General features: G+C 48.0%; 30 protein-coding genes. 20 read left to right on the forward strand and 10 right to left on the reverse strand.

Going from position 1 to position 26,295, the window contains the following annotated elements; translation table 11 throughout:
- Window positions 1-79: 79 nt before the first annotated feature.
- The gene (locus AWQ23_RS06270; RefSeq protein ID WP_030006306.1) at window positions 80-580 is read right to left on the reverse strand and encodes a cupin domain-containing protein; all 501 of its coding nucleotides are present in this window, start codon (window positions 578-580) and stop codon (window positions 80-82) included.
- Window positions 581-1,112: 532 nt separating this feature from the next.
- Here AWQ23_RS06270 and AWQ23_RS06275 point away from each other — a divergent pair.
- A complete protein-coding gene (locus AWQ23_RS06275; protein ID WP_062433582.1) occupies window positions 1,113-1,481 on the forward strand; it encodes a response regulator in 369 nt (122 codons plus the stop codon).
- Here AWQ23_RS06275 and tatC read toward each other — a convergent pair.
- Window positions 1,470-2,231 carry a twin-arginine translocase subunit TatC gene (tatC, locus tag AWQ23_RS06280; protein ID WP_012306846.1) on the reverse strand — a complete coding sequence of 254 codons (762 nt, stop codon included), beginning with the start codon at window positions 2,229-2,231 and terminating at the stop codon, window positions 1,470-1,472. The genes AWQ23_RS06275 and tatC overlap by 12 nt on opposite strands.
- Before the next feature lie 63 nt (window positions 2,232-2,294).
- Complete coding sequence (locus AWQ23_RS06285; RefSeq protein WP_062436557.1) at window positions 2,295-2,726, reverse strand: EVE domain-containing protein; 432 nt, start codon at window positions 2,724-2,726, stop codon at window positions 2,295-2,297.
- Window positions 2,727-2,872: 146 nt separating this feature from the next.
- Between AWQ23_RS06285 and AWQ23_RS06290 the strand changes: the two genes are divergently transcribed.
- The 6 genes from AWQ23_RS06290 (at window position 2,873) to AWQ23_RS06315 (ending at window position 9,326) form a co-directional block, all read left to right on the forward strand.
- A complete protein-coding gene (locus tag AWQ23_RS06290) occupies window positions 2,873-4,189 on the forward strand; it encodes an ATP-binding protein (protein ID WP_062433584.1) in 1,317 nt (438 codons plus the stop codon).
- Window positions 4,190-4,368: 179 nt separating this feature from the next.
- Complete coding sequence (locus AWQ23_RS06295) at window positions 4,369-4,548, forward strand: hypothetical protein (protein ID WP_030006310.1); 180 nt, start codon at window positions 4,369-4,371, stop codon at window positions 4,546-4,548.
- 120 nt (window positions 4,549-4,668) lie between these two features.
- Window positions 4,669-5,178, forward strand: a complete 510-nt coding sequence (locus tag AWQ23_RS06300; RefSeq protein ID WP_030006311.1) for an inorganic diphosphatase — start codon at window positions 4,669-4,671, stop codon at window positions 5,176-5,178.
- Between the two features lie 115 nt (window positions 5,179-5,293).
- Window positions 5,294-7,279 (forward strand): N-6 DNA methylase, encoded by a 1,986-nt coding sequence (locus tag AWQ23_RS06305; RefSeq protein WP_062433586.1) that lies wholly within the window; start codon window positions 5,294-5,296, stop codon window positions 7,277-7,279.
- Complete coding sequence (locus AWQ23_RS06310; RefSeq protein ID WP_062433589.1) at window positions 7,273-8,904, forward strand: restriction endonuclease subunit S; 1,632 nt, start codon at window positions 7,273-7,275, stop codon at window positions 8,902-8,904. Before AWQ23_RS06305 ends, AWQ23_RS06310 begins: the two co-directional genes overlap by 7 nt.
- An 8-nt stretch (window positions 8,905-8,912) precedes the next feature.
- On the forward strand, window positions 8,913-9,326 hold the full coding sequence (locus tag AWQ23_RS06315; RefSeq protein WP_062433590.1) for a type II toxin-antitoxin system VapC family toxin: 414 nt from the start codon (window positions 8,913-8,915) through the stop codon (window positions 9,324-9,326).
- Here AWQ23_RS06315 and AWQ23_RS06320 read toward each other — a convergent pair.
- Window positions 9,323-9,949 carry a TetR/AcrR family transcriptional regulator gene (locus AWQ23_RS06320; protein WP_012306850.1) on the reverse strand — a complete coding sequence of 209 codons (627 nt, stop codon included), beginning with the start codon at window positions 9,947-9,949 and terminating at the stop codon, window positions 9,323-9,325. The two genes, AWQ23_RS06315 and AWQ23_RS06320, sit on opposite strands and share 4 nt — an antisense overlap.
- A 160-nt stretch (window positions 9,950-10,109) precedes the next feature.
- Between AWQ23_RS06320 and AWQ23_RS06325 the strand changes: the two genes are divergently transcribed.
- Together AWQ23_RS06325 and AWQ23_RS06330 are read left to right on the forward strand one after the other, a co-directional pair.
- Window positions 10,110-10,298 (forward strand): CPXCG motif-containing cysteine-rich protein, encoded by a 189-nt coding sequence (locus tag AWQ23_RS06325; protein ID WP_012306851.1) that lies wholly within the window; start codon window positions 10,110-10,112, stop codon window positions 10,296-10,298.
- A gap of 296 nt (window positions 10,299-10,594) precedes the next feature.
- On the forward strand, window positions 10,595-11,608 hold the full coding sequence (locus tag AWQ23_RS06330; RefSeq protein ID WP_157072198.1) for a hypothetical protein: 1,014 nt from the start codon (window positions 10,595-10,597) through the stop codon (window positions 11,606-11,608).
- A gap of 9 nt (window positions 11,609-11,617) precedes the next feature.
- On the opposite strand, the gene AWQ23_RS06335 is transcribed toward AWQ23_RS06330, so the two are convergent.
- Window positions 11,618-12,214, reverse strand: coding sequence for a Crp/Fnr family transcriptional regulator (locus tag AWQ23_RS06335; protein ID WP_062433592.1), 597 nt, complete (start codon window positions 12,212-12,214; stop codon window positions 11,618-11,620).
- 841 nt (window positions 12,215-13,055) lie between these two features.
- Here AWQ23_RS06335 and AWQ23_RS06340 point away from each other — a divergent pair.
- Window positions 13,056-13,295, forward strand: a complete 240-nt coding sequence (locus AWQ23_RS06340; protein ID WP_030006316.1) for a hypothetical protein — start codon at window positions 13,056-13,058, stop codon at window positions 13,293-13,295.
- Window positions 13,296-13,400: 105 nt separating this feature from the next.
- Here the strand turns inward: AWQ23_RS06340 and AWQ23_RS06345 are convergent, their stop codons facing one another.
- Entirely contained in the window at window positions 13,401-13,736 is a 336-nt protein-coding gene (locus AWQ23_RS06345; protein WP_030006317.1) for a YnfA family protein, read from the reverse strand.
- Window positions 13,733-14,305 carry a 5-formyltetrahydrofolate cyclo-ligase gene (locus tag AWQ23_RS06350; RefSeq protein ID WP_232308977.1) on the reverse strand — a complete coding sequence of 191 codons (573 nt, stop codon included), beginning with the start codon at window positions 14,303-14,305 and terminating at the stop codon, window positions 13,733-13,735. The genes AWQ23_RS06345 and AWQ23_RS06350 overlap by 4 nt, the downstream gene beginning before the upstream one ends.
- 124 nt (window positions 14,306-14,429) lie before the next feature.
- Here AWQ23_RS06350 and AWQ23_RS06355 point away from each other — a divergent pair, with 124 nt between their 5' ends.
- The 3 genes from AWQ23_RS06355 to mnmH all read left to right on the forward strand — a co-directional run bounded on the left by AWQ23_RS06355 (window position 14,430) and on the right by mnmH (window position 17,465).
- Window positions 14,430-15,950 (forward strand): helicase C-terminal domain-containing protein, encoded by a 1,521-nt coding sequence (locus AWQ23_RS06355; RefSeq protein WP_071884908.1) that lies wholly within the window; start codon window positions 14,430-14,432, stop codon window positions 15,948-15,950.
- Between the two features lie 103 nt (window positions 15,951-16,053).
- A complete protein-coding gene (locus AWQ23_RS06360) occupies window positions 16,054-16,302 on the forward strand; it encodes a hypothetical protein (RefSeq protein WP_012306858.1) in 249 nt (82 codons plus the stop codon).
- A gap of 101 nt (window positions 16,303-16,403) precedes the next feature.
- A complete protein-coding gene (gene mnmH, locus AWQ23_RS06365) occupies window positions 16,404-17,465 on the forward strand; it encodes a tRNA 2-selenouridine(34) synthase MnmH (RefSeq protein ID WP_062433593.1) in 1,062 nt (353 codons plus the stop codon).
- Between the two features lie 82 nt (window positions 17,466-17,547).
- Here mnmH and AWQ23_RS06370 read toward each other — a convergent pair whose 3' ends face one another.
- Entirely contained in the window at window positions 17,548-17,772 is a 225-nt protein-coding gene (locus tag AWQ23_RS06370; protein WP_012306860.1) for a ferredoxin family protein, read from the reverse strand.
- Between the two features lie 204 nt (window positions 17,773-17,976).
- Between AWQ23_RS06370 and AWQ23_RS06375 the strand changes: the two genes are divergently transcribed.
- Genes AWQ23_RS06375 through AWQ23_RS06385 form a run of 3 tightly spaced genes read left to right on the forward strand, consistent with a single transcriptional unit; the run spans window position 17,977 to window position 19,645 of the window.
- A complete protein-coding gene (locus AWQ23_RS06375; protein ID WP_012306861.1) occupies window positions 17,977-18,357 on the forward strand; it encodes a phasin family protein in 381 nt (126 codons plus the stop codon).
- A 37-nt stretch (window positions 18,358-18,394) separates the two neighbouring features.
- Entirely contained in the window at window positions 18,395-19,048 is a 654-nt protein-coding gene (locus tag AWQ23_RS06380; protein ID WP_062433594.1) for a DUF2301 domain-containing membrane protein, read from the forward strand.
- A gap of 3 nt (window positions 19,049-19,051) precedes the next feature.
- Window positions 19,052-19,645 carry an L-threonylcarbamoyladenylate synthase gene (locus AWQ23_RS06385; protein ID WP_062433595.1) on the forward strand — a complete coding sequence of 198 codons (594 nt, stop codon included), beginning with the start codon at window positions 19,052-19,054 and terminating at the stop codon, window positions 19,643-19,645.
- Window positions 19,646-19,659: 14 nt separating this feature from the next.
- Here AWQ23_RS06385 and AWQ23_RS06390 read toward each other — a convergent pair whose 3' ends face one another.
- Both AWQ23_RS06390 and AWQ23_RS06395 read right to left on the reverse strand, forming a co-directional pair.
- Entirely contained in the window at window positions 19,660-20,133 is a 474-nt protein-coding gene (locus AWQ23_RS06390; RefSeq protein ID WP_012306864.1) for a hypothetical protein, read from the reverse strand.
- 149 nt (window positions 20,134-20,282) lie between these two features.
- Window positions 20,283-20,840: a thioredoxin family protein gene (locus AWQ23_RS06395; RefSeq protein ID WP_030006469.1), complete on the reverse strand. Its 558-nt coding sequence runs from the start codon at window positions 20,838-20,840 to the stop codon at window positions 20,283-20,285.
- A 138-nt stretch (window positions 20,841-20,978) separates the two neighbouring features.
- Here AWQ23_RS06395 and rimM point away from each other — a divergent pair, with 138 nt between their 5' ends.
- The 4 genes from rimM to AWQ23_RS06415 all read left to right on the forward strand — a co-directional run bounded on the left by rimM (window position 20,979) and on the right by AWQ23_RS06415 (window position 26,295).
- Window positions 20,979-21,506 (forward strand): ribosome maturation factor RimM, encoded by a 528-nt coding sequence (gene rimM / locus AWQ23_RS06400; protein ID WP_012306866.1) that lies wholly within the window; start codon window positions 20,979-20,981, stop codon window positions 21,504-21,506.
- A 219-nt stretch (window positions 21,507-21,725) separates the two neighbouring features.
- Window positions 21,726-23,303 (forward strand): phosphoglycerate dehydrogenase, encoded by a 1,578-nt coding sequence (gene serA / locus AWQ23_RS06405; RefSeq protein ID WP_012306867.1) that lies wholly within the window; start codon window positions 21,726-21,728, stop codon window positions 23,301-23,303.
- A gap of 62 nt (window positions 23,304-23,365) precedes the next feature.
- On the forward strand, window positions 23,366-24,256 hold the full coding sequence (gene prmA, locus AWQ23_RS06410; protein ID WP_062433597.1) for a 50S ribosomal protein L11 methyltransferase: 891 nt from the start codon (window positions 23,366-23,368) through the stop codon (window positions 24,254-24,256).
- A gap of 101 nt (window positions 24,257-24,357) precedes the next feature.
- Window positions 24,358-26,295 (forward strand): FAD-dependent oxidoreductase, encoded by a 1,938-nt coding sequence (locus AWQ23_RS06415; protein WP_083500696.1) that lies wholly within the window; start codon window positions 24,358-24,360, stop codon window positions 26,293-26,295.

Below are 26,295 nucleotides of genomic sequence, written 5' to 3' on the forward strand. Positions count from 1 at the left end.
CCTCGGTTGCCGATCCGTTAGCCAAAGTGTAACGGGTTTCCCTGGGCAATCGCCAAAACGAGGCAATGATTTCCTTTCGTTAATGGCTCGGATGAATATAAGCTTTGAGTTGCGGCCAATGCTCCGGATACAGTTCTTGGAGCACTGACCCCTGGGCAACTTCCAAATCTTGGTAATCAAATCCTGGGGCCACCGCTTCCCCCAAAAGACCAAATTCGCCCGCTTCTAAAATGGCCGTTTTCCAGTAGCCCCCTGGTACCAGGAGTTGGGGCACTTCTCCCGCCGCCAAGTCAAAGCCGAGCTTTGTGGTCTGCCACTGGCCTTCCGGAGAAAGGGTATGGTAGGTGATCGCCGCACCGCCGTGGAAATAGTGCATGATCGGCGATTGGTTGCGGTGCAGATAGTCCATGGGCCGCGATTGACTGAGCAGATAGTAAATCGAGGTTAACAATTGGCGATCGCCTCCCGGTCTTTCGGTGGCCATAGAGAGTGTTGAGCGGTAAGTTTCCCGAAAATAGCCCCCTTCCAGATGGGGTTCTAGGCCCAAATATTCAATTACGGCTGCCGCTGTCAAAGTCATAAATTAAAAATCCTCTAATGAAAACGAACATGAAAATTAGCTCGAATTTTGTTTGACTTCAAGATAGCGCCCGATCACAGAGATCAAACAAGCTAAAAATATTTTTAATTGATCATTTCAGGCAGTAAGACAAAATACCTAAAAATAAACTCTGATTTCGATGCAACTCTCAGCAAATCGCAATATTTTTTTAGAAAATTAGTTACAAAACCACAGGCAAGTTAAAAAAAGCAAAATTCATTAAGTTTGCTTCTGGGAAACCTTAAATGTTCATTAGGGTTTGTTTTTTCCAGGCAAGGTCGCCTCTATGATCAGTAGCGTAAGCAAATTAGGTTAATGCTGCAAAATCACTTTTTCTGCCGTAGCTGTTTCTGCCAAATTTCCCTTGAGCAATCGTATTTTTACTCAGCCAGACCGACCTATTACAACTTTTATTGACTATTGAGATCCGTCGTATTTTTTCCTGATTTTGGCTCACTAAAGAGTCTTAAATTTTCTCCTCAAAAATCATTGTTTCCCTTGGTGATACATCATGATTCCGAAAATTTTAGTGATCGAAGATGAATCTGATCTGCGAGGTAGCTTGGTGATTTCTTTAATCGTTGAAGGCTATGCAGTGACGGGCGTAGGAAATGGTGCCCTGGGGGTTAGTTTAGCGCGGCGACTAACACCAGACGTGATTATTTGTGATTTTCGCTTGCCCTGTCTCGATGGCCAAGAAATTTTTGGTCAATTGCGCCATGATCAATCCACCGAAAAAATTCCGTTTATTTTGATTAGTGCCGATGCCTTACCAGAATATTCTGTGCCACAGCCCGATTCTTTTCTCCGTAAACCCTTTGGTCGCACCGAATTAATGGCTGCTGTACTGCAGGCGATCGCCAAGCCCCTAGCGTCCTGAAAGTTTCACAATGCCAATGCCGCCAAAATATAAGCCCAGGACAGCCCCAGCTAAGAGCGATTGGGTCATCGGATCTGTCGAGGGCGTAATCACCGCGCCGAGCACCACTGCCCCCAGAACGACAAAGCGCCAACCCTTGAGCATCAGGCTCGAAGAAACAATCCCCAGCCAAGACAAGATCATTTGCACCACAGGCACCTGAAACGCTAGCCCCGTAAAAAACATTAGACCCAGCACCAACTCAAAATATCGCTCAATGGACCAGGCCGCCTCTACGACATCAGCACCATAGGTAATGAAAAAATTCAAAGCCGCTGGAATCAAAGCAACGTAGGCAAAGGCCAAGCCCGCAAAAAATAGCACTCCAGACCCCAAGACAACGGGAGCGAGGAGACGCCGTTCTCCCCTGGTTAGCCCCGGCAAAACAAACTGAATAATTTGGTACAGGATAAAAGGGCTCGCCAGTAAAGCGCCGGTGTAGCCCGCTACCTTAAACGAGAGAAAGAAAAATTCGCCGGGGGCTACCTGGATGAATTTCACCCCAGCAGCAGGCGCTTCTAAGATCTGGACGATGGGTTTGACAAAAAAGAAACAACCAACCCAACCGACAACAACGGAAATCAGCGAATAAAAAATGCGCCAGCGGAGTTCTTCGAGGTGATCGAAAAAGGACATTTCTGCTTCATCGGGAATCTCCCGCATGGGATCTGGGGACTCAGTTGGGGGCATTTTACTTTGGGTCGAGGTCATGGTGAAGAAAGGTGCACAGCAGAGTTTTATTTTAACGGAGGTTTTTGGGGAAGTTAGGGGAAATCACCCTTTCAGTTGATGCACCCGCAGCCATTGTTCGGGGGTAATTTTGAAATTGGTACTGCTGGGCGTGTGGATAACATCGAGATCGCGCAGGATGCCATCAAAACGCAATTCTATCTTGCGTAGGGGTTGACCGAGGAGCTTGCGAATAAAGCGGATTTGGCTGCGGGGTTTATCGGCCCGGAGTCGCTTGGGATCCGTCCAATAGTCGCGGTCTTGAATATTTTTGGGGGAAATAACTGTGGGGAGACTAATGATTTCGGCGATCGCATAAATGCCGGCAGCTTCACCGGCCATCCAAATTAAAACGCCATCACCGACTTGAATTTTGTTTTTGTAGCGGGTCACAAGCCAGGGCATTTCCGTTTGTTCACGGATGGCATCAAGTACACGATGATAGCGGGGGTTCCCTTGAAAAAGCCAATATGCCATCTGATCCAGATTGAGAAAATGTAAAGGATGCTGAGGAATACAATACCGCCATTTCCCCAATGCGGTAAATTCTTAGCAGAATAGTATCGCACCAGTAATACGGTTCATCTGGATTTTTTCAGCCCATTACATCGGCAGATATTTTTATGGTTGCTCCCGCTTCAAATACAATTTCCACCAGGCTACTTTATCCGCAAATTGCATCTTTACTGATTTTTCAGGGAGTGTTTGCAGATCCAGTTGGTCAGACCTTTTTGGCGTTGTTAGAAAGCTTATATTCAGATCAAGCAGCCCAATCCTCCGGGTCAACGGCCAGTATTCAGTGTTTGCGACGCTATGGGCGCTGGTTTCAAGCTTTGGCGATCGCCGATGTGAGTTGGCAAGATTGGCTTGTGGGGCGCATTCTCCAGGACGATAATCCCTTTAGTCGCCAGGCCCAAGTAAAATCCCTAGGGGAAATGAGCCGTTCCCTCCAGGAAGCGGTACGCCATGACCTAACGATTTTGCACCAAGTGTATTCGTGCGAACCCGAAACCGTCCGCTATTGGGTCACCGTTGCGACCCAGGTCGCCACAACCCTCACTCCTTGGCGGCGATCGCCCATCAAAGATTCTGCTTTTCTCCATTCCCACGACGCTTGGCCCGACTCCCTGGAGCAGTTGGCTGGTTATTACCATCGCCATGGCGCAGGCCAGTTTAGCCAATATGGTGCGTTCCGCTGGGCTGAAGGAAGTTTGCAACCTGTCATTGATCCCGAATGGCTCCCCCTCGCCGACATTGTGGGCTACCCTGAGCCAAAAACTGCCTTGATCCGTAATACCGAAGCTTTACTTCAAGGTTTACCGGCGTTGAATGTGCTTTTGTACGGGAGTCGCGGCTCTGGTAAATCTTCCCTGGTAAAAGCCTTGTTAGGAGCCTACTATGACCAGGGCCTCAGACTAATTGAAGTGGACAAAACAGGTCTGGGAGATTTACCGCAAATTGTGGAAATCCTCCGGCAACAACCCCAAAAATTCATTATCTTCGTTGATGATTTGTCCTTTGAAGAGGATGATGAAGTGTTTAAGTCCCTCAAGGTGGTGCTCGAAGGCAGTATCCGGGCTAAAGCAAGTAATGTGGTCGTCTATGCCACTTCCAATCGCCGTCATCTGGTGCGGGAATTCTTTGAAGAACGGCCCCGACCCAGCCAAGCAGAAGAAATTCACCACTGGGATACGGTTCAAGAGAAATTATCCTTTAGCGATCGCTTTGGGTTGACCCTGACCTTTGCCCCGGCTAATCAGGCCACCTATTTAGAAATCGTCCACCATTTAGCCCAAAGAGCTAGTTTAAATTTGGCTCCGGCTGATCTGGATTTTCAAGCGAAGCAATGGGCCACCCGCCATAATGGTCGTTCCGGCCGGACAGCCCGTCAATTTGTTGATTTTTTGGTGGCAGAACAAGCCTTGAATTCGTCCCAATAGCCTGTGATGAAAAGACCCCAACGATTAAAGAAATCTTAAGGGTAGCGAAAATCGTCAAACCCAACACAGTTCTGGGCCAATTCTTAGTTAGAATAACAGCACCTTCTTTAACCACTTAATTTTTTAGTTTTTTAAAAACATTGGCTTCCTAACAATTGTGTTAGCAGGCCCTGACACCTATGGACTCCAGTGGCTCTCCCGGCAAACCTGCCGACCCTTCCCCCCGATGGTCTGATCTGCTTGGTACAGCGATCGCCCTTTTGACCTTGACCATTCCCCTACTGATTATTGGGTATTACTCCGACCGACCTGTCCAGAACCTCGCACCGGATCTCACCTCCTCTGTGTTATTGGAATAATCCTGCGGGCAAAGGAACCGCTTCTGTGTAGAATGCTTGAGGGCGATCGCCTCGCACTTTTTTAGAGTGTTTTAGGGCCGCCTCAACCCTTTGTTCTGGATATATTTGGAGAAATTACCCGTGGATTTATCTCGGATTCCTGCCCAACCGAAAGCTGGTTTGATTAATGTTTTGATCGAAATCCCCGGCGGCAGCAAAAACAAGTATGAGTTCGATAAGGATATGAATGCCTTTGCCCTCGACCGGGTGCTCTTTTCTTCGGTGAAATATCCCTACGACTATGGCTTCGTGCCCAATACCCTCGCCGATGATGGCGATCCCCTCGATGGGATGGTGATTATGGACGAACCGACCTTCCCCGGTTGTGTCATCGCGGCCCGCCCCATTGGGATGTTGGAAATGATCGACGGTGGCGATCGCGACGAAAAAATTCTCTGTGTCCCCGCCGAAGATCCCCGTTATAACGACATTAAATCCATCAAACAGATCTCCCAGCACCGCCTAGATGAAATTGCCGAATTCTTTGCCTCCTACAAGAACCTGGAGAAAAAAGAAGTGGAAATTTTAGGCTGGAAAGACATCGATGCAGTTGCGCCCCTCGTGGAAGAGTGCGTCAAGGCTTATAAGTAAGCTCAAAATTGCCTACTGACTAGATTTGCCGCTAAGTCTTGTTCTTAATTTGTATGAACTTGCTTCAGCGGCTTTACTATATCAATAGATTTCGATTGCTCATCAGAAAAACAGAATGGCTCAAATACTAACGACATTACCAGACGGTAAGATCTGCGATTTTATTGATCAAAAAATTCGGAAAGATACTCCGGAAGAGTATGTTCGTCAGAATATTGAGCGTCGCCTTGTACTGGAGTTAGGTTATGCTCCAGAGCAGATCGAGGTTGAATATAGCTTAAAGCTAGGTGGGAAAACAGTTAGAGCTGATCTCGTCATTTTTAAAGAAGGACAGCCTCATAATCAAGAAAATGTTTGGATTGTCATCGAATGCAAAAAAGATTCTATTCCGCCAACTGCTCGTAAAGACGGCGTAGAACAGCTTCGTTCTTACATGGCAGCCTGTGATAATTCAGAGTGGGGGATGTGGACAAATGGAAAGAAAAAGACTGTCTTGAGACGGATTCGTACAAAAGAAGGGATCGAATACGAAGAGCCAAATGACATTCCAACAAAAGATGGAAGCATTGATGAAGTAGATCGCCCGAGCCGTGAGTCATTGAAAAATGCAGTAGGTGACAATTTACTTTTCTCATTTAAAATCTGTCACGACCATATATATGTGACTGATGGTTTACAAAAACAGCCTGCGTTCTTTGAATTGCTTAAAGTTATTTTTTGCAAGATTCATGATGAAAGAAATTTCCCGAATCCCTTAGAATTTTATGCAACAGCACAGGAAAAAAAGAGTAATGATGGTCGTTTAACTGTTTTTAATCGTGTTAGCAAAATTTTCAATCAAGTCAAAAAACAATACTCTGCTATTTTTGATGAGAATGATGAAATTAAACTTCAACCTCGGTCTTTAGCTTATATTGTAGGTGAGTTACAAAGATATAGTCTTCTAAGTACAAATATTGATGTCAAAGGGAAAGCCTATGAAGAGCTTGTTGGTGCTAATTTAAGGGGTGATCGTGGAGAATTTTTCACACCTCGCAATGTACAAAAGATGACTATTAGAATGCTTGATCCTAAAATCACGGATCGAATTCTAGATCAATCCTGTGGCACTGGTGGTTTTTTGGTCATTGCTATGAATGAGGTGATCGAAAAGTTAAAAAAAGAAGCTGGAGTGACGGATAATTCTGAACCTTGGATGCAAAACGCTCTTAATACCAGAATTCAAGAAACGGCAAAAAATAATTTTTTTGGGATTGATATTAATCCAGATCTTGTAAAAGCCACCAAAATGAATATGGTGATGAATAATGATGGATCTGGAAATATTTTTAGGCAGGATTCTCTCTTACATCCTTTCCAATGGCAAAGTAGTTTTCGTGAAGAGTTTGCTAAGGCTTTAGGTGTTAAACCTGAAAGTATTCGTAATGAAAAGGATCTGGCACATTTCGATGTGATCGCAACTAATCCTCCGTTTGGTTCTAAGCTACCCATTAAAGATCAGGAAACATTAGGGCAGTATCAACTGGGTCATGTCTGGCAGCCAACGGAAACAGGGGAATGGGAACCGACGGATCGACTCCAAACTTCTGCGCCACCAGAAATTTTATTTATTGAGCGGTGTTGGCAACTATTAAAACCGGGGGGGCGTATGGGCATTGTCCTACCGGATGCGATTTTGGGAGCGCCGGGTTTGTTATATGTGCGTCATTGGATGATTCGTCATTGCCGAATTGTCGCTTCTATCGATCTCCACCCTGATACTTTTCAACCAAGAAACGGAACTCAAACGTCTGTTCTGATTCTTCAGAAGAAAACAGAAGCGGAGATTAATCGCTCTACTATGGCTGATTATGAAATTTTCATGGCGGAAGTGAAGGCAATCGGTCATGATAAAAGAGGCAAGACAACTTATCGCCGTAATGAAGATGGAGAGGAAATTCTAGTTCCTACGGATCCTGAGACTGTTCCATTAATTGAAAGAACTGCCACGGGAGAAGGAGTCAAGAGACCATTGCCCCAGCAAAAGGTAGAGGATGATGATACTGGGCTTGTTGCAGATGAGTTTTTAGTGTGGAAAAAAGAGGTAGTCTTGGGATGGTAAATGCTGCTTTTCAACCAGATTTTATACCTCAAAAAAATACGGATAAAGCAGAGAAACTCTCAACCACCGTTAAATTGAGTGAAGTTTTAAATGCAGGAGTGCGTTTTGAAGCTTCTGCTTTTAATATTGATGCCCATAATGCAATCCAAATCTTACAAAGTAGTCCTTTTCCCTTAATTCCTCTATATGGAGAAAATGGCTTATCTCAAGAAGCACATAATGCTTTTCGCTTCAGGCGAGTTTACGTTTCCTCTACCTATGGCATTCCATTTTTATCTAGTTCAGAAATAATTAGTCTAAAACCCGATACTGATAGGTATTTAAGTAAGAAAAATACTAAAAAACTAAATTCATTGAAAATCCAAAAGTGGGATGTTTTGGTGTCACGTTCGGGGACAATTGGCAATGTTGGTTTTGCAACAGATAGTTTAAAAAATAAAGCTGTTTCAGAAGATGTCATTCGTATTAGGGTGAAAAATCCAGAAGCTGCTGGTTTTCTTGCTGCATTTCTAATATGTAAATATGGTCGTTTACAACTTACACAGGCTACATATGGATCTGTTATTGTCCATATTGAACTTGAGCATCTTCGTAGAATATTAGTACCTGATTTGCCAGTAATTCGACGTATTGAGATTGGTCGATTAATGTGTGAAGCTGGGAAACTGAGAGATCAAGCAAATCAGCTATTGAATGAGGCGGATAAATTACTTCATGAAAAATTAAATCTTCCCTATCTTAAAGAAATTATTCCGACTGACAAGAAATCCTCTGTCACTAAAATTAAAGCATCTCAATTAGCGGGTCGATTAGAAGCAAGCTACCATAATTCAACGGCGATCGCCGCCGAACAGCAACTAGCAAAACTCCCTTGGGAGATTACAACAGTTGGTGATTCGAGGGTAACAAAAGAAGTTCGAGCAATTACTAAATTCAGAAAGAGAACTTATGTAGAAAAGGGAGGCATCCCATTACTGAGTAGTAAACAACTGTTTCAAATTGCGCCCATTGATGTAAAACGATTAGCAAAAGGCGCACATACTAAAGACTTGCCAGAGATACAGCTAGAAGAAAATATGATTGCTGTTACCCGTTCTGGGACAATTGGCAGAGTGCAAATTATTCCTAAATATATGGAAAATTGGACAGCAAGTGAACATGCTACAAGATTTTTGGCTTCTGACCAGATGAATCCGGGATTCTTATATGCTTGGCTAGCTTCAGACTATGGTTATGCTTTAATTACTCGTCATTCTTACGGTTCAGTCATTCTTGAAGTTGACAAAGAAATGTTTTCTTCTATACAAATACCATTAGTTGAACCTTCTATTAGAAATGAAATTGGTGATTTAGTATTAAAAGCCAATCAATTAAGAGATGACGCTTGGAACAAAGAGCAAAAGGCGATTACAAAACTAGAAAATCTTATCTCACAAAAACCTAGAACCATGATAAATAATACTAACCAATCTCAAAGTTTAGCGCCTCCTCAAGATTTTTCATTTGATCCTAATGCAGAATCGATCTGGGAATTAGCAGCCCGCTTATCTGCCCAAGTTCCAGAATCTGAGTGGGAAAAACTACCGACAGACCTCGCCCGTAATTTTGATACTTACCAAGAATAGGATAGTTAGTGAGAATCGTTTTTGCTGATACTGGATATTGGGTTGCGTTACTAAATCCCCATGATGACCTGCATGAAAAAGCTGTTGAACTCTCGAAAAAATTACACCCTGTTTATATTGTCACGAGTGAAGCCGTTCTCATAGAAGTGCTCAATGACTTTTCTAAGAGAGGCGAACATTTCCGAAAACTTGCCTTGTCACTTACGAGGGAACTACGCAAAAATCCCAACGTAGAGATTATCAATCAGTCCAGCGAGCAATTTGAACAAGGTTTGGAGCTTTATGAACAGAGAAAAGATAAGGATTGGAGTCACACTGATTGTGTATCCTTCATAATTATGAAAGAACGCTCAATTAGTGAAGCACTTGCTTATGATAAGCATTTTCTCCAAGCTGGCTTTCAACCTCTACTGCGTGACTAAGCCAAAACACCATGGAGAAAAATGTCGGCGATGCCTTCTGCCATTTCCCGGAGTGATTCTGGGGTGGCGTGGGGGTCAGCGATGGTCACGTCAGAAAAGCCGGCGATCGCAAACATCCCCAAAAAGACCTGGGCGACAATGTGGGGGTTCATTTTTCGGTAAATGCCCTTTTCCATGGCCGACTCGAAAAACGCCTCTGCAATACCCGTCATTTTATCGATCACTTCTGCCTGGATTTTTTCCTGGAGTTCTGGGTGGGCTTGGGTTTCAATGAAACAAACCTTGAGCAGATTTTTATTTTTGTGCATATTCAGCATCCGGTGGCGCATCACCTGGGCGATCGCCTTGTAGCTGCCCATCTCACTCATTTCCGTTAAAAAATCCGTGAGGAGATCCATCCAGCCGAGGGTCGCCACTTCCACAAGGATGGTTTTTTTGTTGCTAAAGTGACGGAACAAAGTTCCCTCTGCCACCTGGGCCTTGGCGGCTAATTCCTTCGTTGTTGTTTTTTCGTATCCCTTTTGGGCGAATAACTGTAGTGCCGCCTTTAAAATTCGGTCCCGGGGCTGGTCTGCCGCGCAGTTCTCTGCTAATCCTGTCTTTGGCGATCGCTGCTGAAACATGACCATCTTTCCTACGTCCCATATACAGTATCTAACTACTTTTATTGTGTCTTAGGAGACGAAATCTCCTCCCTTAGCCTTCATAAAACTTGAGGTGCTCCCCCAGAAAATATTGAGAAACATTTAGTGACAGAAAAACAAACTAAGCGGGCAATTCATTATGGAAAATACAGCGAACTATTTTTGTGCCTATTGCGGCGAAGAAAGCATTACTTTTGTAGATCTCAGTGGTGGTTTTTCCCAAAGTTATATCGAAGATTGCCAAGTCTGTTGTCAGCCGAACCGCCTGTTTATTACAGTCGATGAAGAGACCCTAGAAGTGACCATTGAAACTGACATTACCTATTGATCCCCCGCATTTCCAAGCAAATCGACGGTCAATTAAGCATTAAATTTCCAGTTCTCAGCGATTAATACTGTTTAATTGAAATTTGTCTCCTTTGACCACAAAAAATATTTCAACAACAGCAAAAATACCGCTAACTATTACTATTGTTATTTTCCGAGTTTTGGCGGATTGTAGTGGCGAATTATTTCACTATACTGAAGTGGTGTGCCCGTCTTATTGCCACTATGGATGTCCCAACCAAAAACCAAAGTTCGATACCATCATCTGTCAAGATCTGCCTCAGCAGTGCCTTATTTTTGAGCCTTCCCCTCGTCGTTTCCGTGAAAGCCGAAGTTTACCAAGGGATTGATTTTCCCCAGGGGGCCAGCTCCTTTGCAGATCGAGTCGTGAGCTTGGAATACAACGGGGCCACCAATGTCAGTGGTGAATATCGTGACGGCTCCCGCGCCCTAGGCATTCCAGATGGTAACCACGTATCCCTCGGTAATGCCTCAGATGAAATGAATTCTTCTGCGTTGATCGTGGAGTTTGTAGATAATCGCCTGGTGGACGTGCCAGGGCCAGATCTCTACATTTTTGAAGTGGGGCCAGCGGTGGAGGCCACCAACGTGGCGATTTCTACAGATGGACAGCAATGGTACGAGTTGGGGCGTATTCAAGGCGCTACCCGTTCTGTGGATTTAGCGAGGTTTAATGATTTGCCCCCTGGTGCCCAATATCGCTTCGTGCGCTTACGTGATTATCCCGACTGGCGAACGAGTGGTAGTCCCTATGGTGGCCCAGATATTGATGCCATTGGCGCCATTGGATCTGTGGCGGCATCACCGGAACCGGTGCGTGTACCTCCTGGTAATCGGCCTGATTTGTTTCAGCCTGAGCCTGGGGATACGTTTCAACTGGGTAACAATGTTCAAGCTTGTCGCAACGGCAATGTGACCTTTCAAGCCATTGGCAATCCCCAAGTGTCATTGCGCTTTGAGCCAGCCCAAGGCTTTGTGACTGTTCCCTACATTGGCGTTATTAACCATCAGCAGCGGGGAGAGGTGGCCCGATTTGAATATTCGATTTCGGTGGGCTATCCCAGAGCTAATCTCATTTTGCAAAACAGTACAACGCCGACAGATCCCCCTAGCTTTCCTATTTATTTTTTTGATGCTCGTTTAATGCCGACCTATGGGGATGTGAAATCAGAGTATGCGGTAATCTCAGGGTTTGGCTCCTATGATCATTACTTTAATGTGGAGGGTGGTTCCCGCACGGGAGGCGGAGAAATTGGCGATGTGATGTGGCGTCAACAATGTTCAGGTTAGAGTAAGTCGCTAGAGTCGAGGCAGGGGGAGACGATCGCCTTGGGGATTATCTAATAACAAAATGTGGCGATCGCCATCAATTTTTAGCCAGCCTTGCTGTTGAAATTCTTTAAAAAGTCGGGTGACAGTGACGCGGGTCGTCCCAATGGTATCGGCGAGGTGCTGGTGTGTGAAACGGTAACGGAGCCGGGTGATGGTTGCTTCTGATTTGCCCATTTCGTCCTTGAGGAGCAGCAGCAAAGAAATTAAGCGGTCTTCAATGCGTTTGAGACCGGCGATCGCCAAAAGATATTCGGCTTGACGGAGGCGCTGGAGGGTTTGTTGGAGTAATTCCTGCTGGAGGTTGGGGGACTGTTTCACGGCTTTGGCAGAGTGGCGCACCAGACGACTGTCCACAAGGGCGATCGCTTCAATCCCTTCCAGTTTGGTCATAAATGATCCCCAAAAACTGCCCTTTTGCAGCCAACCCAATACCGTCACCGTTCCTTCGGGGGTATGGCTCCGGAGCTGCAACACGCCCCGTTCCACCTGCCAAATATCCTGGGAATAGCGGGGAATCACCTGACCCCGGAGGAAAGAATGGCAAATTTTTTCCGCAGCGTCCATGGGCTTACACAAGTCAAAGGTTGGGCCAATAATAATTGCTGAAAAAGATAATTTTGGTTAAGAAATTATTGAAACTTCGCCCAGGATAAAGGAGGTAGTTAAATAAAATGTAATCGTGAGTTTAAGGTTAATCTTCTGCAAAGCACCAAACCACGAAGAGAACCCCGATCCAAAATATTACTTGTTGACTAAGTTGAACGAGGGAGTTGAACCCCCAGTAGCCATAAATCACAGCAAATTGAGTTGTGACATAGGTTGTAACCAAAAAGAAAGCACTTAGTCCCAATAATAATCCAATCATTTTTCTCGAATTTTTATTTTAAGAAAGCCATGGTCATTATTTAGAATGTAGCATTACCTTGGTGAAAATAGGCGCATTGGAACACCAATCATTCCCCCTAAATTCACAATTAAAATATTGGTAATATCAGAGACAATTTGAGAGACTCGCATCATTTTTGCCCAGAGCCATTAATATTTTTTGCAAAACCCTAAACAGCACTGGCTCTTGATCTTAATTTCTGGGCTTCGGGGCTGGTGAGAATAAGTAGTTTTACTTATCAATAATTGTTGTTGAGAATTAATAGCAAAAGAATTGGATTCGATTTACCAAAACGCTTGTTAAAGCTTTAGCTTAGGTTAGCTCAAAAGATCATGATCCTTTAGGCGGAAAAAACCAGAAAAGCAATAGTGTTTTGATTAGCCTTTCTGATGATCAGCTTTATTTTTGTTCAAACCTTTATGGTTCTTGACTTGACGGCTACTCAAGGGCAATTTTCCGTCGCTATAATTAGTAGCTGTTTTAACTTGGTCTTAATTTAGATTAAGGAGTATTTATATTATGTACATCAAACGTTTTCTCTTGGTGGCGATCGCCTCTGTTATGAGCCTTGGCTTCTTAGGTGCTTGCGGCCCTGAGACCACTGCACCCACCGATGAAACCACCACGGAAGAAGTTCCCGCTGAAGGTGAAGTTACCGAAGAAGCTCCCGTTGACGGTGAAGTAACTGAAGAAGAAGTTCCCGCTGAAGGTGAAGCGACTGAAGAAGCACCTGCTGAAGGCGAAGAAACCGCTAACTAATCATTTGGCGATCGCCTAGCACCTGGCTCCTCAATCCCTAGCTGGTTGGGGGGCTTTTTAATGGGTTCGCAAAAGTCAGGGGCGAAAAACCTTAACAGCGTTTATTTAACTGCGGGGAGCATACATCATGACCAAAACCCCGGCGATCGCCAAACCACAGCCCAGCCAATCGTAGTTATCGGGACGAACTTGGTCGATACGCCAGCCCCACAGCAACGACAAGACAATAAAAATACCGCTGTAAGCCGCATAGACCCGACCAAAGTGAGCCGGTTGCAGGGTCGGAATCACGCCGTAAACCATCAGCAGTAGCCAGCCCAAAAGGGCGACGGGTAAACTTTTTCCTTCCCTAAGCCAGAGCCAGACGAGATAACCGCCACCAATTTCAAACAGCCCCGCCAGCACAAAATACAGCAAAGATTTGAGGATGACGCTGGTCATTGGGAAAGCTCCTGGGCAATTTTAATCAGTCGTTTTTCTGTACAAACATAGTCTAAGGGCACGTCCCAGGGATCGTTGGGCAGGGTTGGCACAAAGCAACATTCAAACACAATGCCCACTGTGGTGACGGGTTGGGGTAGGGTGGCAAAAAATCGATCATAAAATCCAGCGCCGTAGCCGAGGCGATCGCCCGTTTGACTACAGGCAAGGGCTGGTACTAGCACTAGATCAATGGTCGTTAGATCAATTAAAGGAGCCGTGGCTTCCGGTTCGCGGATGCCAAATTTGCCCGGTATCAGGCGATCGCCCATTTGGTAATGGTGCCAAGCGAGATCGTCCCCGATACAACGGGGTAATCCCCAAGTTTTAGGAGCACTCAGTAAGGCTTGTAAACAGGGCTCGCGGTGGTGGGATAGGTAGCCTAAGACTGTTGTGGAATTTCGCCAGAGCAAGCTGTCCTGGAGTTGCTGACAGATGGCGGCATTGGCCTGTTGCCAAGTTGATTCAAGCAGCGATCGCCGCCGTTGTTTAAAGGTTTGTCGTAAGTGGGTTTTTTGATCCATATCCATGGATATACCAGACCCATCACTACCGCTGCAATAGGGTTCTGATAGGCTAGAAAGCGTTTTTGCGGGGGGATCAATTCTTGCTTAGGAAATTCTGGGTTGTTGTGTTAATGGAAAAAGTGACGCCATGATGGAAGCACAGGTACACCAAATCCTGGTGGCGATCACCCGTGAGCAAAATACTAGCCCCTGGCCCCACCATTTAACCCTGGCCCGGTTAGTGGCGCGGGGATTACGCTTAGGTCGCTCTGCTCTAATTCAAACCAGAACGGGTATCGAAGACTATGCCCTCAGCTATCTAACCCCTGCCCTTTTGAGCTCAGAGCCTGTCACCATCGTTGTCCCCCAGCTATTGTTAACTTGGCTCCAAGCAGAAGAAATTCCTCGCCTACAGCGTTTATTGGGAACCGAGCGCCCCATTGCCACCGTTGAATCTGGATGTCAGCCCCACTCCAACGCCATTACGCTTTTAACCCCTCCCCAATGGTTCGGAAGAATAACTGGCGATCGCCCCCCGGCCCCCGTGACAACGATTCTTAATCCTGTCGATGAGCTATGGCAGTGGGCCCAAGATTTTTACCGTTGCCAACTGCAACTTGCCGACTGGGAAATGCTCAAGCAACAAAACCCCGGCCAGCAGGATTTTATTCAGAGCCAATATGACCAATTAAAGGCACAACTACTGCGGCGATCGCCGAATCCCTACCATTGCTATCCCCTCGACCCAGACAATCAACGCCGTTTGGCCACCTGTTTTCAACTTCCGCATCTACCTGATTCTTGGCGCACCTTTGCGGCCACCTGGCAACACCGTCACCAGTCACCTCTCTGCTGGGCGCATCTCCACCAACGGGACGGCCGATTTTCTCTCCAAGTAGCTCCCCAGACCCTTAACCAAAGCCTTGCCCCCCTCTGGCAACGGCAGCCGACTTTATTGATTGGGAGTTTCCTCGAACCCCAACGAGAAGCCCCAAGCTTTTGTACACAAATTGGCCTCAACCCAGACCAGCTTACCTGCGTAGACTTTGCGCCCCCCCGTCAACAGGATCAAGTGCGCGTTTATCTGCCAGAACAACGCCTTCCCTTACCCAATACCCCAGAATTCCAAGGGGAACTGTTGCACCAACTGCGCCATCTAATTCGCCGCCACCCCCACCAGAAGCGTCCCATTGTTTTATTAATTAACGACGTGCCCCTCCAGGCACAGATGGGGGCGGCCCTTGCTGCTGAGTTTGGGTCGCGGGTCAAGGTAGAAACAGCAAATCCCCAGGCCGACAGCATTTTGATTTGTGGTTGGGCTTTTTGGCGGCGGCTTACGGATCCCTTGTTTTATGGTCAATCCGTGGGCTTCCCGTTACCTCAACTGATGGCGATCGCCACCCTCCCTCTCCCGTCCCTAGAAAATCCCCTGGTGGCAGCCCGCGTCGCCCAATACAAACAAAAACGCCAAGATTGGTTTCGCCTGTACCTACTCCCCACAGCTCTCCAGGAAATGCAACGGGCCACCTATCCCCTCCACCAAGAGCAAAGTGTGATCGCCATTCTCGACAACCGCATCAACCACCGCGCCTATGGTCAACAAATCCTCGATGCCCTCCAGCCCTGTTCTGTGTGTAATTACCTTGAACCCAACTGGTTGGGAAATTAATTTTTGAGTACTCAGGCAAAAGTCAATGCTTTTGTAACAATTTGCAATATTTCGTAAACTTATGTTAAGATTATTAATGTAGACAAACAAAACAGGCAATTTTATGGTTACCAACTTTAATTACAAACCTGAAAATCTCTTCACCCCCGTTATTTTCCGTAAGGACTTCAGCAACGCCACCATTTCCGCGACCCAAGCCTGGTCTCTCTTCTTCTCGGCGGGTCAAGAAGAAAACCTCTTTGGCCAAGAAAAAGAAATTGGTTGGTTCTATAACAATGTGTTGTTAGCCGGTGGTGTCGCCTTTGCCCTCGCCGCAATCTTCTTTAGCGCGCCCCTATCTCCTCTGTTCTAGATCTCCCTAGACTTGTGCTAAAACCTAAACCCCCAAGGCAGCCCCGTGGCTGTCTTTTTGTTATGGTGAAAGCTTGATTCACAACGTAAAGTTAGGTGGCGATGGCTCCTCCGATTCACAGCACGACAAATCCTTGGGATCAGAATTTTCAACCCTACACAGACATTATCGATGTGCGATCGCCAGCGGAATTTGCCGAAGATCATATTCCCGGTGCCGTCAACTTTCCGGTATTAAATAACGAAGAGCGGGCCTTGGTGGGCACCATCTATACCCAGCGATCGCCCTTTGAAGCCCGTAAAATTGGGGCCGCCCTCGTGTCTAAAAATATTGGCCATCATTTAGAAACGCATTTTTTAGAAAAACCCAAGGAATTTCACCCCCTCATTTACTGTTGGCGGGGCGGCCAGCGTTCCCACAGTTTCGCGACGGTACTGAGCCAAATCGGTTGGCAGACAACTCTCTTGACCGGGGGCTACAAAACCTATCGTCAGTATGTGCGCCAAGCCCTTACCCATCTCGGAACGACCCTGTCTTTGCGGGTACTCTGCGGCTATACAGGCAGCGCCAAAACCAAATTACTCCAGGCATTACAGGCAGCACAGTTTCAGGTTTTAGATTTAGAAGCCCTCGCCGCCCACCGGGGATCTCTGTTGGGACAAATGTGGCAAGAAACGCCCCAGCAACAGCCTGCGCAAAAGTGGTTTGAGTCGCAACTGGTGGCCCAGCTCCAAGCCTTTGATCCCAGGCGACCGATTTGGGTGGAGTCAGAAAGCAAGACCATTGGCAAAATCCATGTGCCGAAACCCCTCTGGGAAAATATGCGGCGATCGCCTGTGGTGGAAATAGTTTTACCGATGGCCGAACGGGTTAAGTTACTCATCGCGGAATATCCCCACCTCATCGAACATCCAGCGACCCTGAAACAATTGCTCAGTCACCTCGTACCCAAATATGGCAAGGGCAAAATCCAAGCCTGGTACAACTTAATCGATACTCAACAATGGCCAGAGTTTGTGGAGGCGATCCTCGAAGCGCATTATGATCCCACCTATCGGCAATCGCTGCCCCGCCATTTTCGCCAACCCCAACAAACCATTCACCTCAATGGGTTAAACGCCGCTGACATTCAAAGCTTTATCAAGACTCTTGGCTCAAGGTAATAGAGATTTAATACAGCTAATAAAAATCCCCTGCTGCGGGGATTTGTCACCTATCAAAACGATCTAGATCAAGTCCCAAAAATTAGGGAGTACGCTGTAACGTGGCATTTTCTTCTGGGATAATCGCCCCTTCGACAGGACAAACCTGAATACAAATGCCGCAATCGATGCACACATCAAAATCAATCCAGTACCAATCGGTACCTTTGGCATTTTTACCGGGGCCATCATGGATACAAGCCACAGGGCAAGCTTCGACACAATCCGCGATGCCTTCGCAAACGTCAGTCACAATGGAATGGGGCAAGGGTTTTTCCTCAAAGATGTACTGCTTCTTGTTACTGTTTGTAACCGATTCCTTGCAAGAAGATCAACGTTTCGCTATTTCTCCCCAAAGGATGCTCCGGAATATTGCTCTTCGCTATGGGGACAGGCGATCGCCCCCAGCCCAAGCCTCAAATTTATCGACTATGCTTAAAACAGCACGCTTGATGACACAGGACTTTAGACTATGGCAGGCTTCAGTGATTTAGTACAAAAAGCTTTTTACCTTGGGGTCGGGGCCGCATCCCTCGCTGCCGAAAAAGCAGGAGCAACAATCCATGATCTGCGCGAACAGGCCCAGGTCATCGCCGATGAGATGGTACAAAAAGGGGAAATGAACGCCGAGGAGGCCAAAAAATTTGTCAATGAAATGGTCAAGCAGGCCCAACAGCGGGTACCCCAAAGCCCAGAAACGACAACAAGCTCCAACAGCGAGACCAAAGAGCCGCGCCGCATTGAAATCCTCGATGATGATGAACCTGAAAACACCGACGCCATGGACGAAGCGGAACGGCTCCGGCGGGAAGTGGAATCTCTCCAAGCAGAACTGAATAATTTGAAACGATAAACATAGATGTTTTGGAAATGGATAACTGGAAATAACGATGTCTGATGCCTATTTATCACCCCAAACCCCGGAAGTTTACACAGGTTACTATGGCGAATTTACGATCACCGCTGCCGATCGCCAGGAAGTTTTTCTTTATCGTCTGGGGTTGGCGATCGCCGCTGGTGCCTTTAGCTTTGGTACTGTTTTAGCTATTGCTTTAGGCGATCAGGGTTGGACGCAGGGATTAATTTCTGGACTATTCGTCGCCTTTTGTGGTGGTCTGGGTCTCAGTTTGGCAAAGATTCATATTTATCTCATTCCTCTACACCGACTGCTCCAGGGCTTTTGGCTTGTGGGCTGTGGTGCGGCGATCGCCTTTGGTCTCATTTTTCCAGAACCGCTATTCGTCACGGTTTTAGAAAAACCCCAAACTCTCTGGGGCATTGGCTTTCTTTTTGCCGCCTTAACGGGAATTTTCTTTAAAGAGGGCTTTTGTTTTCGACGTTTGGAAACAATGCTATTGACGCCCCTGGTGCCCCTGCTGCTTTTGGGTCACTTGATTCAGCTTTTACCGTTAGCAGTTGCGCAAATTGGGTTCAGTCTGTGGAGCGTTTTATTCATCATTTTTGCAGCCCGAAAATTTACACAAAAGCCCGCCGATGATATTGGTGATAAAAGTGTATTTGACCATCTCAAAGAAACCCAATAATTAATGCCTCTCGTTACTGCTGCTGCCCTGGTTGACCAGGCAAACAATGGCCAAGTGGTGAGCTTCCCCACGGATACCGTGCCTGCCCTCGCGGCACAACCCGACGCCGCCCCCCTGATCTATCAATTGAAACGGCGATCGCCCGACAAACCGCTGATCCTGATGACGGCTTCCCTGCCGGAGATTTGGGACTATGTGGTGGGTAGTGAAACAGAAAAAGCACAATGGCAGGCGATCGCCCAACAATATTGGCCAGGGGCATTGACCCTTGTCCTACCCGCTTCTGAAAAGGTTTCGGCGGCGATGAATCCGACCAATTCCGGTACCATTGGCGTGCGTGTCCCCGATTTGGCCTTGGCCCAAGGGATTTTACGAAAAACAGGCCCCCTCGCCACCACCAGCGCTAACCGTTCCGGTAGCGACCCCCTCGAATGGATGACGGCGATCGCCAAAGAATTTCCCGAAATCCCAGTGCTTGATTGCACAACCCAGGAACGAACAAGCAAGATTGGCAGTGGACAGCCCTCGACGGTGGCCCAGTGGACAGGCTCCGGCTGGCGCATTCTCCGTCAAGGGGCAGTGAGCCTTAATTTGTAAAAAATAATTTGTGTTTAAGCGCGGTCTTGGTTTTGGCGCATCCCAAAGACGAGGCCCAAGCCGACGATTCCCGCTAGGAATGAATAGGCAAAGTAATCATGGCTGTGTTCCGGTTGGGGCAGTTCGCTAATGGCGTTGGCGTCGATCCCCTCTGCTTGGACGGGCACAATCAGGCGATCCCAGTGGCTATCGTCGGCGGAACCAATTTCTACGGCCCAGTCTCCGGCTTTGGTAGTGTCGGCTTTGAAGCTAAATTTCCCGTTTTCATCGGTGCGACCAATCATGATCGGTTGGTCAGGATTTTCTGGAGAGTAAACCGTAACGGGGGCATTGGGGAAAACTTCGCCATCACCAAAGGTGCTTTGGAGCTCAAAGTTATCGAAGCGCACTTGGAAATTCGTTTCAATGGCGTGGGCCAGGGCTGCTTTGGGGGCGAGACAGCCGACTGACAAGCAAGTGATGGTGGTGAGGAGAGACTTAATATTCATAGGTACTTTACTGAAACAGGGCGTAACCTGAAACCTAGGGTATTTAGAAAACTGAGGCACCAGCACGAACGGGCCAGGGCCTTAAAATTGGCTTCAATTATAGCCAACCTTTCTGGGAAAATTTGTGAGGCAAGTTTTTCGCCCAAAACCTAGGACTTAACCTGGGCGCCGTGGCTACGGGGATCACTCTGGCGGGGTTGTTGATTGGGGCGATCGAGTTTAGAAACTTGGCCTTGGTCGTAGGTGTAGGGTAAGTCGTTGTGGGCGAGGAGGGCATTGAGGTCGGCTTCTAAAATACTGCGCGGTTGTTCGCCAATGGTTTCGGCGATCGCCTCACCAGTTTCATCAAGGAAAACAAAGTGGGGAATCCCATCAACGCGGTATTTCAGCACTTCCGGGAGCCATTTGCCGTTATCGACATTGAGCATCACAAAATTAAGGCGATCGCCGTAGGTTTGTTTGATTTGCCGAAGATCCGGGGCCATGGCCTGACAACTGGTACACCAATCCGCATAAAATTCCATCAAAGTCGGGCGACCATTGTCGAGGGCGACGGTGAGGGGCACAGCTTCGGCGGCCTGGGCTTCGAGGGTAGCGGCAGGGGGCTGGAATTTGATCCCCAGGGCGAGGGATACCGCCAGGGCGATCGCCACCAAACCAATTACGAGACCTTTGAGTTTATTTTGTCCAGAATTTGTGTCAGTCATAGCTAAGGGCCAGATTCCAAGTAAAACTTATAAGTATTGTAAAGGGCGCGTTCCGTCAGAAAAATCCGATAAAGTAAGAAGCCTGAGTTTTTAACCCACATTTTTCACATTGCTCTAAAAAAGGCATCGAGGCGCAACATGGCAGAACAGGATTGGATCATCATTGGCCAGGTGGTGGCCGCCCAGGGTCTTAAAGGAGAAGTGCGGATTAATCCCAGCACTGATTTTCCCGAACGCTTCGAAGTGCCCGGTCAACGGTGGTTACAATTACCCAACCAAGACCCCCAATCGGTAGAACTCGAACGGGGCCGACAAATCCCTGGTAAAAATTTATTTGTCGTGAAATTTGAACATATCCAAGACCGCACCCAAGCAGAAAATATCCGGGGTGCTAAAGTTCTGGTGCGGGCTGGCGATCGCCCCGAACTTGAAGCCGACGAATACCATGTCAGTGACTTGATTGGCCTTGAGGTATTTGATTACAACACCCAAGCAAAACTAGGGATTGTCAGCGATCTCTACACGGCGGCCCAGGACGTCCTCGAAGTCACCGATGCCAACCAGAAAAAGCACCTTGTCCCCTTCGTGAAGGCCATTGTCCCCGTCGTTGATCTGGTAGAAAATCGCCTGGAAGTGGATGCCCCTCCCGGACTTTTTGAGATTTAAGTACCAAAACTCCGCCTGTAAATCTAGAAAAAAGGCGATCGCCCCCAGGGAAAAATCCGTCCAGGGTGAGCAGTCAGGATAGAATAATCCTTTGTTCTATACAAAAACTTAAGGATCTGTAGCCCTCGTGCCCACGGGAACTTCCCCCAAACCCCGCCCCCGGCGACACGACCCGCAGTATCCGACCCAAACGAAACATTTATATTTAATCGAATTGTTATGGCTAAAGTTCTTGTTTCCGACTCTATCGACCAAGCCGGAATCGATATCCTCTCCCAGGTCGCCCAAGTAGACGTTAAAGTCGGATTACCCCTCGAAGAACTCATCAGCATTATTCCCGAATACGATGCCCTGATGATTCGCTCCGGGACCAAAGTCACCAAAGAAGTGATCGAAGCCGGTAAAAACCTCAAAATCATTGGCCGTGCCGGAGTCGGTGTTGATAATGTCGATATTCCCGCCGCCACCCGCCAAGGGATCATCGTCGTCAACTCCCCCGAAGGAAACACCATTGCCGCCGCCGAACATGCCCTCGCGATGATGTTGTCCCTCTCTCGCCACATCCCCGATGCCAACCAGTCCGTCAAAGCCAAAGAATGGAACCGGAAAAAATTCATCGGCGCAGAAGTTTACAAAAAGACCCTCGGCGTTGTCGGTCTCGGCAAAATTGGTGCCCACGTAGCTAGCGTCGGTAAAGCCCTAGGCATGAAGCTCCTCGCCTACGATCCATTTATCTCCGAAGAACGGGCCGGACAATTGGGTTGTCGCCTCGTCGATCTCGATTACCTGTTCCGGGAAGCCGACTACATTACCCTCCACGTCCCCAAAACCCCCGAAACCACTCACTTGATTGGCGAAGAGTCCATCGCCAAAATGAAGCCCACCACCCGCATTGTTAACTGTGCTCGTGGTGGCGTTGTTGATGAAGCCGCCGTTGCTAAAGCGATCCAAGAAGGTCGCCTTGGTGGGGCCGCTTTGGATGTTTTTGAAGAAGAGCCCCTGGGTGAATCCGAACTCCGGGCCTTGGATAACGTTGTCCTTACCCCCCACTTGGGTGCTTCTACCGCTGAAGCCCAGGTAAATGTTGCCGTTGATGTTGCCGAGCAAATTCGGGATGTCATTTTAGGGTTGCCAGCACGCTCTGCGGTGAATATTCCTGGCCTCAATGCCAACGTCATGGAAAAACTCCGTCCCTATCTCCAGTTGGCGGAGACCCTAGGGAACATGGTCGGTCAGTTGGCCGGGGGCCGCATCGAAAAATTAAATGTGACGCTCCAAGGGGATTTAGCCGAAAAAGAAGCCAAACCCTTGGTTGTGGCTGCGCTCAAAGGCTTACTTTCTCCAGCATTGCGGGAACGGGTCAACTATGTAAACGCAGAAATTGAAGCGAAGGAACGGGGAATCCGGATCATTGAAACCCGTGATGAATCAGTGCGTGATTACACCGGGGCTATTCACCTAGAAGCCACTGGGGCCGATGGGGAACACTCCGTCAATGGGGCGCTGTTGAGTGATGGGGATATCCGCATTACCAGTATCAATGGTTTCCCCATCAATGTGCCGCCGACGGGCTATATGCTCTTTACGCTCCACCGGGATGTGCCGGGGATTATCGGAAAAATCGGTTCTCTGTTGGGCAGTTTTAATGTGAACATTGCCAGTATGCAGGTGGGCCGCAAGATTGTCCGGGGTGATGCCGTGATGGTGCTGAGCTTGGATGATCCGCTGCCAGAAGGCGTTCTGAGTGAAATTACGAAGGTAACCGGCATCCGGGATGCCTATACGGTTAAGCTGTAAGGTTAAGCTACGGGGGAAAGGTCTCTGGATACTTTCCCCTGGCCAATGACAAGGGGAAAAAGATGACAACAACTTGGTGGGAATTACAGATCCTCTGCGACCCGAGTTTAGAAGAGACGATTTTCTGGCGCTTAGATGATTTTGGCTGTCGGGGAATGGCGGGGGAGCAGAAGGGGCAGTCCTACCTGATTCGTGCCTATAGTCCCCAGGCGGAGTTTGATCATTTAGATCTTGCGGCCTTAGCGCTGCTACTGAAACAGGATGCTTTACTTGCTCGTTTGCCTAAACCCGCGGTTAAGTGGCATCTGATCGATGAGGAAGATTGGTCAAGTAGCTGGAAGAGCCATTGGCAACCCCAAGAAATTGGCGATCGCCTGTTGATTTACCCAGCCTGGTTAGAAGTGCCCACCCATTCAGAACGCCTCCTATTGCGCCTCGATCCGGGTTCTGCCTTTGGGACTGGCGCTCACCAGACCACCCAACTGTGCCTCGAAGCCCTAGAAATGCGTTTAGGGCAGCAACCAGAAACCCAGGTGATCGCTGATATTGGCTGTGGTTCGGGGATTCTTTCCATCGGGTCTCTCCTTTTGGGGGCGAAGCAAACCTTTGGGGTGGATACGGATATTTTGGCGGTGACTGCCTCCAACAGTAATCGGGCGCTAAATAACATCGAACCAGAGCGCATGGTCGTCGCCCAGGGCAGCATTGATACCCTCCCCCAAATGTACCCGGAGCCCTTTGACGGGATTGTTTGTAATATCCTGGCGGAAATTATTATTGAGCTGATCCCCAAGATGTCGGCGATCGCCAAACCGGACACCTGGGGAATCCTCAGCGGCATTCTGATCGAGCAAATTCAACCCATCGCCGATACCCTCGAGCAAAATGGCTGGGCGATCGCCGCCCTCTGGAAGAAAGACGAATGGTGTTGCTTCAATATCCGCCGAAACTAAGTCTTTTTGCGCAAATGTGACAAAGTGCCGAAAAAAACAACCCGCCCCCAGCAAATCAGTTCATAATAATTGACACTAGATGTGCAATTAAACTGAATGGCATGAGTGACAACACTTCCCTTCCCCCCATTTCCCGCCGTAGCGCCCTCAAACTCCTTGGGGTGGGAGCCGCCGGATCGATGGTCGGGTACACCCGCTTCGCCAAACCCCACCCGACGATCCACCAGCAAGAATCCTTGGATTTACCCCACTATCACACCCAGGGGAAAAAAGTCGTTGTCATTGGGGGCGGTTTAGCAGGGCTGGCCGCTGCCTACGAATTAAGCCAACGGGGTTTTCAGGTCACGCTGTTAGAAAAAGCCCCTCAACTCGGTGGCAAGGTCGCCAGTTGGAAAATTAATGTCGGTGAAGACGAGTTCATGATGGAACATGGCTTCCACGGCTTTTTCCCCCAGTATTACAACCTCAAGAGCTTGGTCAGTGAACTGAGCATCAACGACAATTTTCAATCCTTAGATTTTTATTCCCTCGTTTTCAAAGATCCAGACCGCTATCGCCCAGAGGTATTTCGTCCTAGTAATACCGCCTTTCCTTGGAATATCGTGGATCTCGCCATTTCTTCGCCGAACCGACTCCGTTGGGGCATTAATCTCACAAAAATTAAGCATTTAGAGGTTTTTCACGCGATCACGGGCTTTAAAATCCCCCGCACCTACGACACCTACGACACTATTACCGTGGCGGATTGGGTCCGGGGTGAATTTCCCCAGGGCCTTTATGACCTCTACTTTTTACCCTTCGCTAAATCTAGCCTAAATGCCCCCGATACCTTGAGCACAGGGGAATTGCTGCAATTTTTCCACTTCTACTTTTTTGGGAACCCAGAGGGCCTAGCGTTTAACGGCACCGTGGATGACATGGGCACGAGCCTCGTTCAACCCATTGCCGACGCCATCCGCGCGAAAGGGGGCCAAATTTTGACCGATGTGTCCGTCAGCGAAATTCAATGTCAGGACAACAAAATCCAGGCGATCGCCTACCAACAGGGAGACGAGCAAACGGATGTACCTTTCTGGACGAAGAAAAACGCGTTGATCGCCGATGACAGTCTGGAATACTACGGCGCTGGGGATGCGATGTATGCGGTCAATCCGGCAACGGAGGAAGGCTTGTCCTTAACCTGTACCCACCAAGGCTGTACCGTCGGTCGGCAACCGGATGGCTCTTTCCTCTGTCCTTGCCATGGGGCCCGCTATGATGCCAACGGTAAACGTCTGAGTGGCCCCGCCCAACGGGATTTACCACAATTCAAAGTTCAAGACCGCGACATTGATCAGGTACAGTTGGTGGCCGAAAATCCCAGTGATGAACTCCAGCGGGGAACCCTTGCCGCCGATTATGTGGTGCTGGCGACGGACGTACCTGGAACTCGCCATTTGTTTACCCGCTTAGTGGGCGACCGGGATCCAGAGGCAGAACGTAAGGTTGATCAATTGGTGGTGTCTGATCCCTTTGCGGTGGGACGGTTCTGGCTGGATCGAGGTTTCCCCTGGGAGCACAGTAAGTTTGCATCATTGTCGGGCTATGCCTTGACCGATAGCATTACCCTGTATCACCAAATCCAGACCCAGTTTAAGGATTGGGCCGCCCGCACCGGGGGTAGTGTGGTGGAGCTCCATGCTTACTGTTATAAAGAAAAAGAATTTCCTACCCAAGAGGCACTGTTGGCCACCTTCGAGCAGGAGCTGTACGAAATCGTGCCGGAACTCAAGGGAGCGACGGTGCTCCATCGGCAACTGGTGAACCAAAAGAATTTCTCTGGCTATCCCCCCAATAGCTATGGCGATCGCCCCACCACCGAAAGCGAAATTAGCAACCTGATGTATGCGGGGGATTGGGTGAAAATGCCGTTCCCCTGTGGCTTGATGGAACGGGCGATCAGTAGCGGTTTGCTCGCCGCCAATAGCGTTCTCCAACGGGAAGGAATACAACGGCGACCGATTCTTTCGGTGAATCCGGAGGGGGTTTTTAAAATCTAA

The sequence above is a fragment of the Picosynechococcus sp. PCC 73109 genome (assembly GCF_001521855.1).
Taxonomy (GTDB): domain Bacteria; phylum Cyanobacteriota; class Cyanobacteriia; order Cyanobacteriales; family MRBY01; genus MRBY01.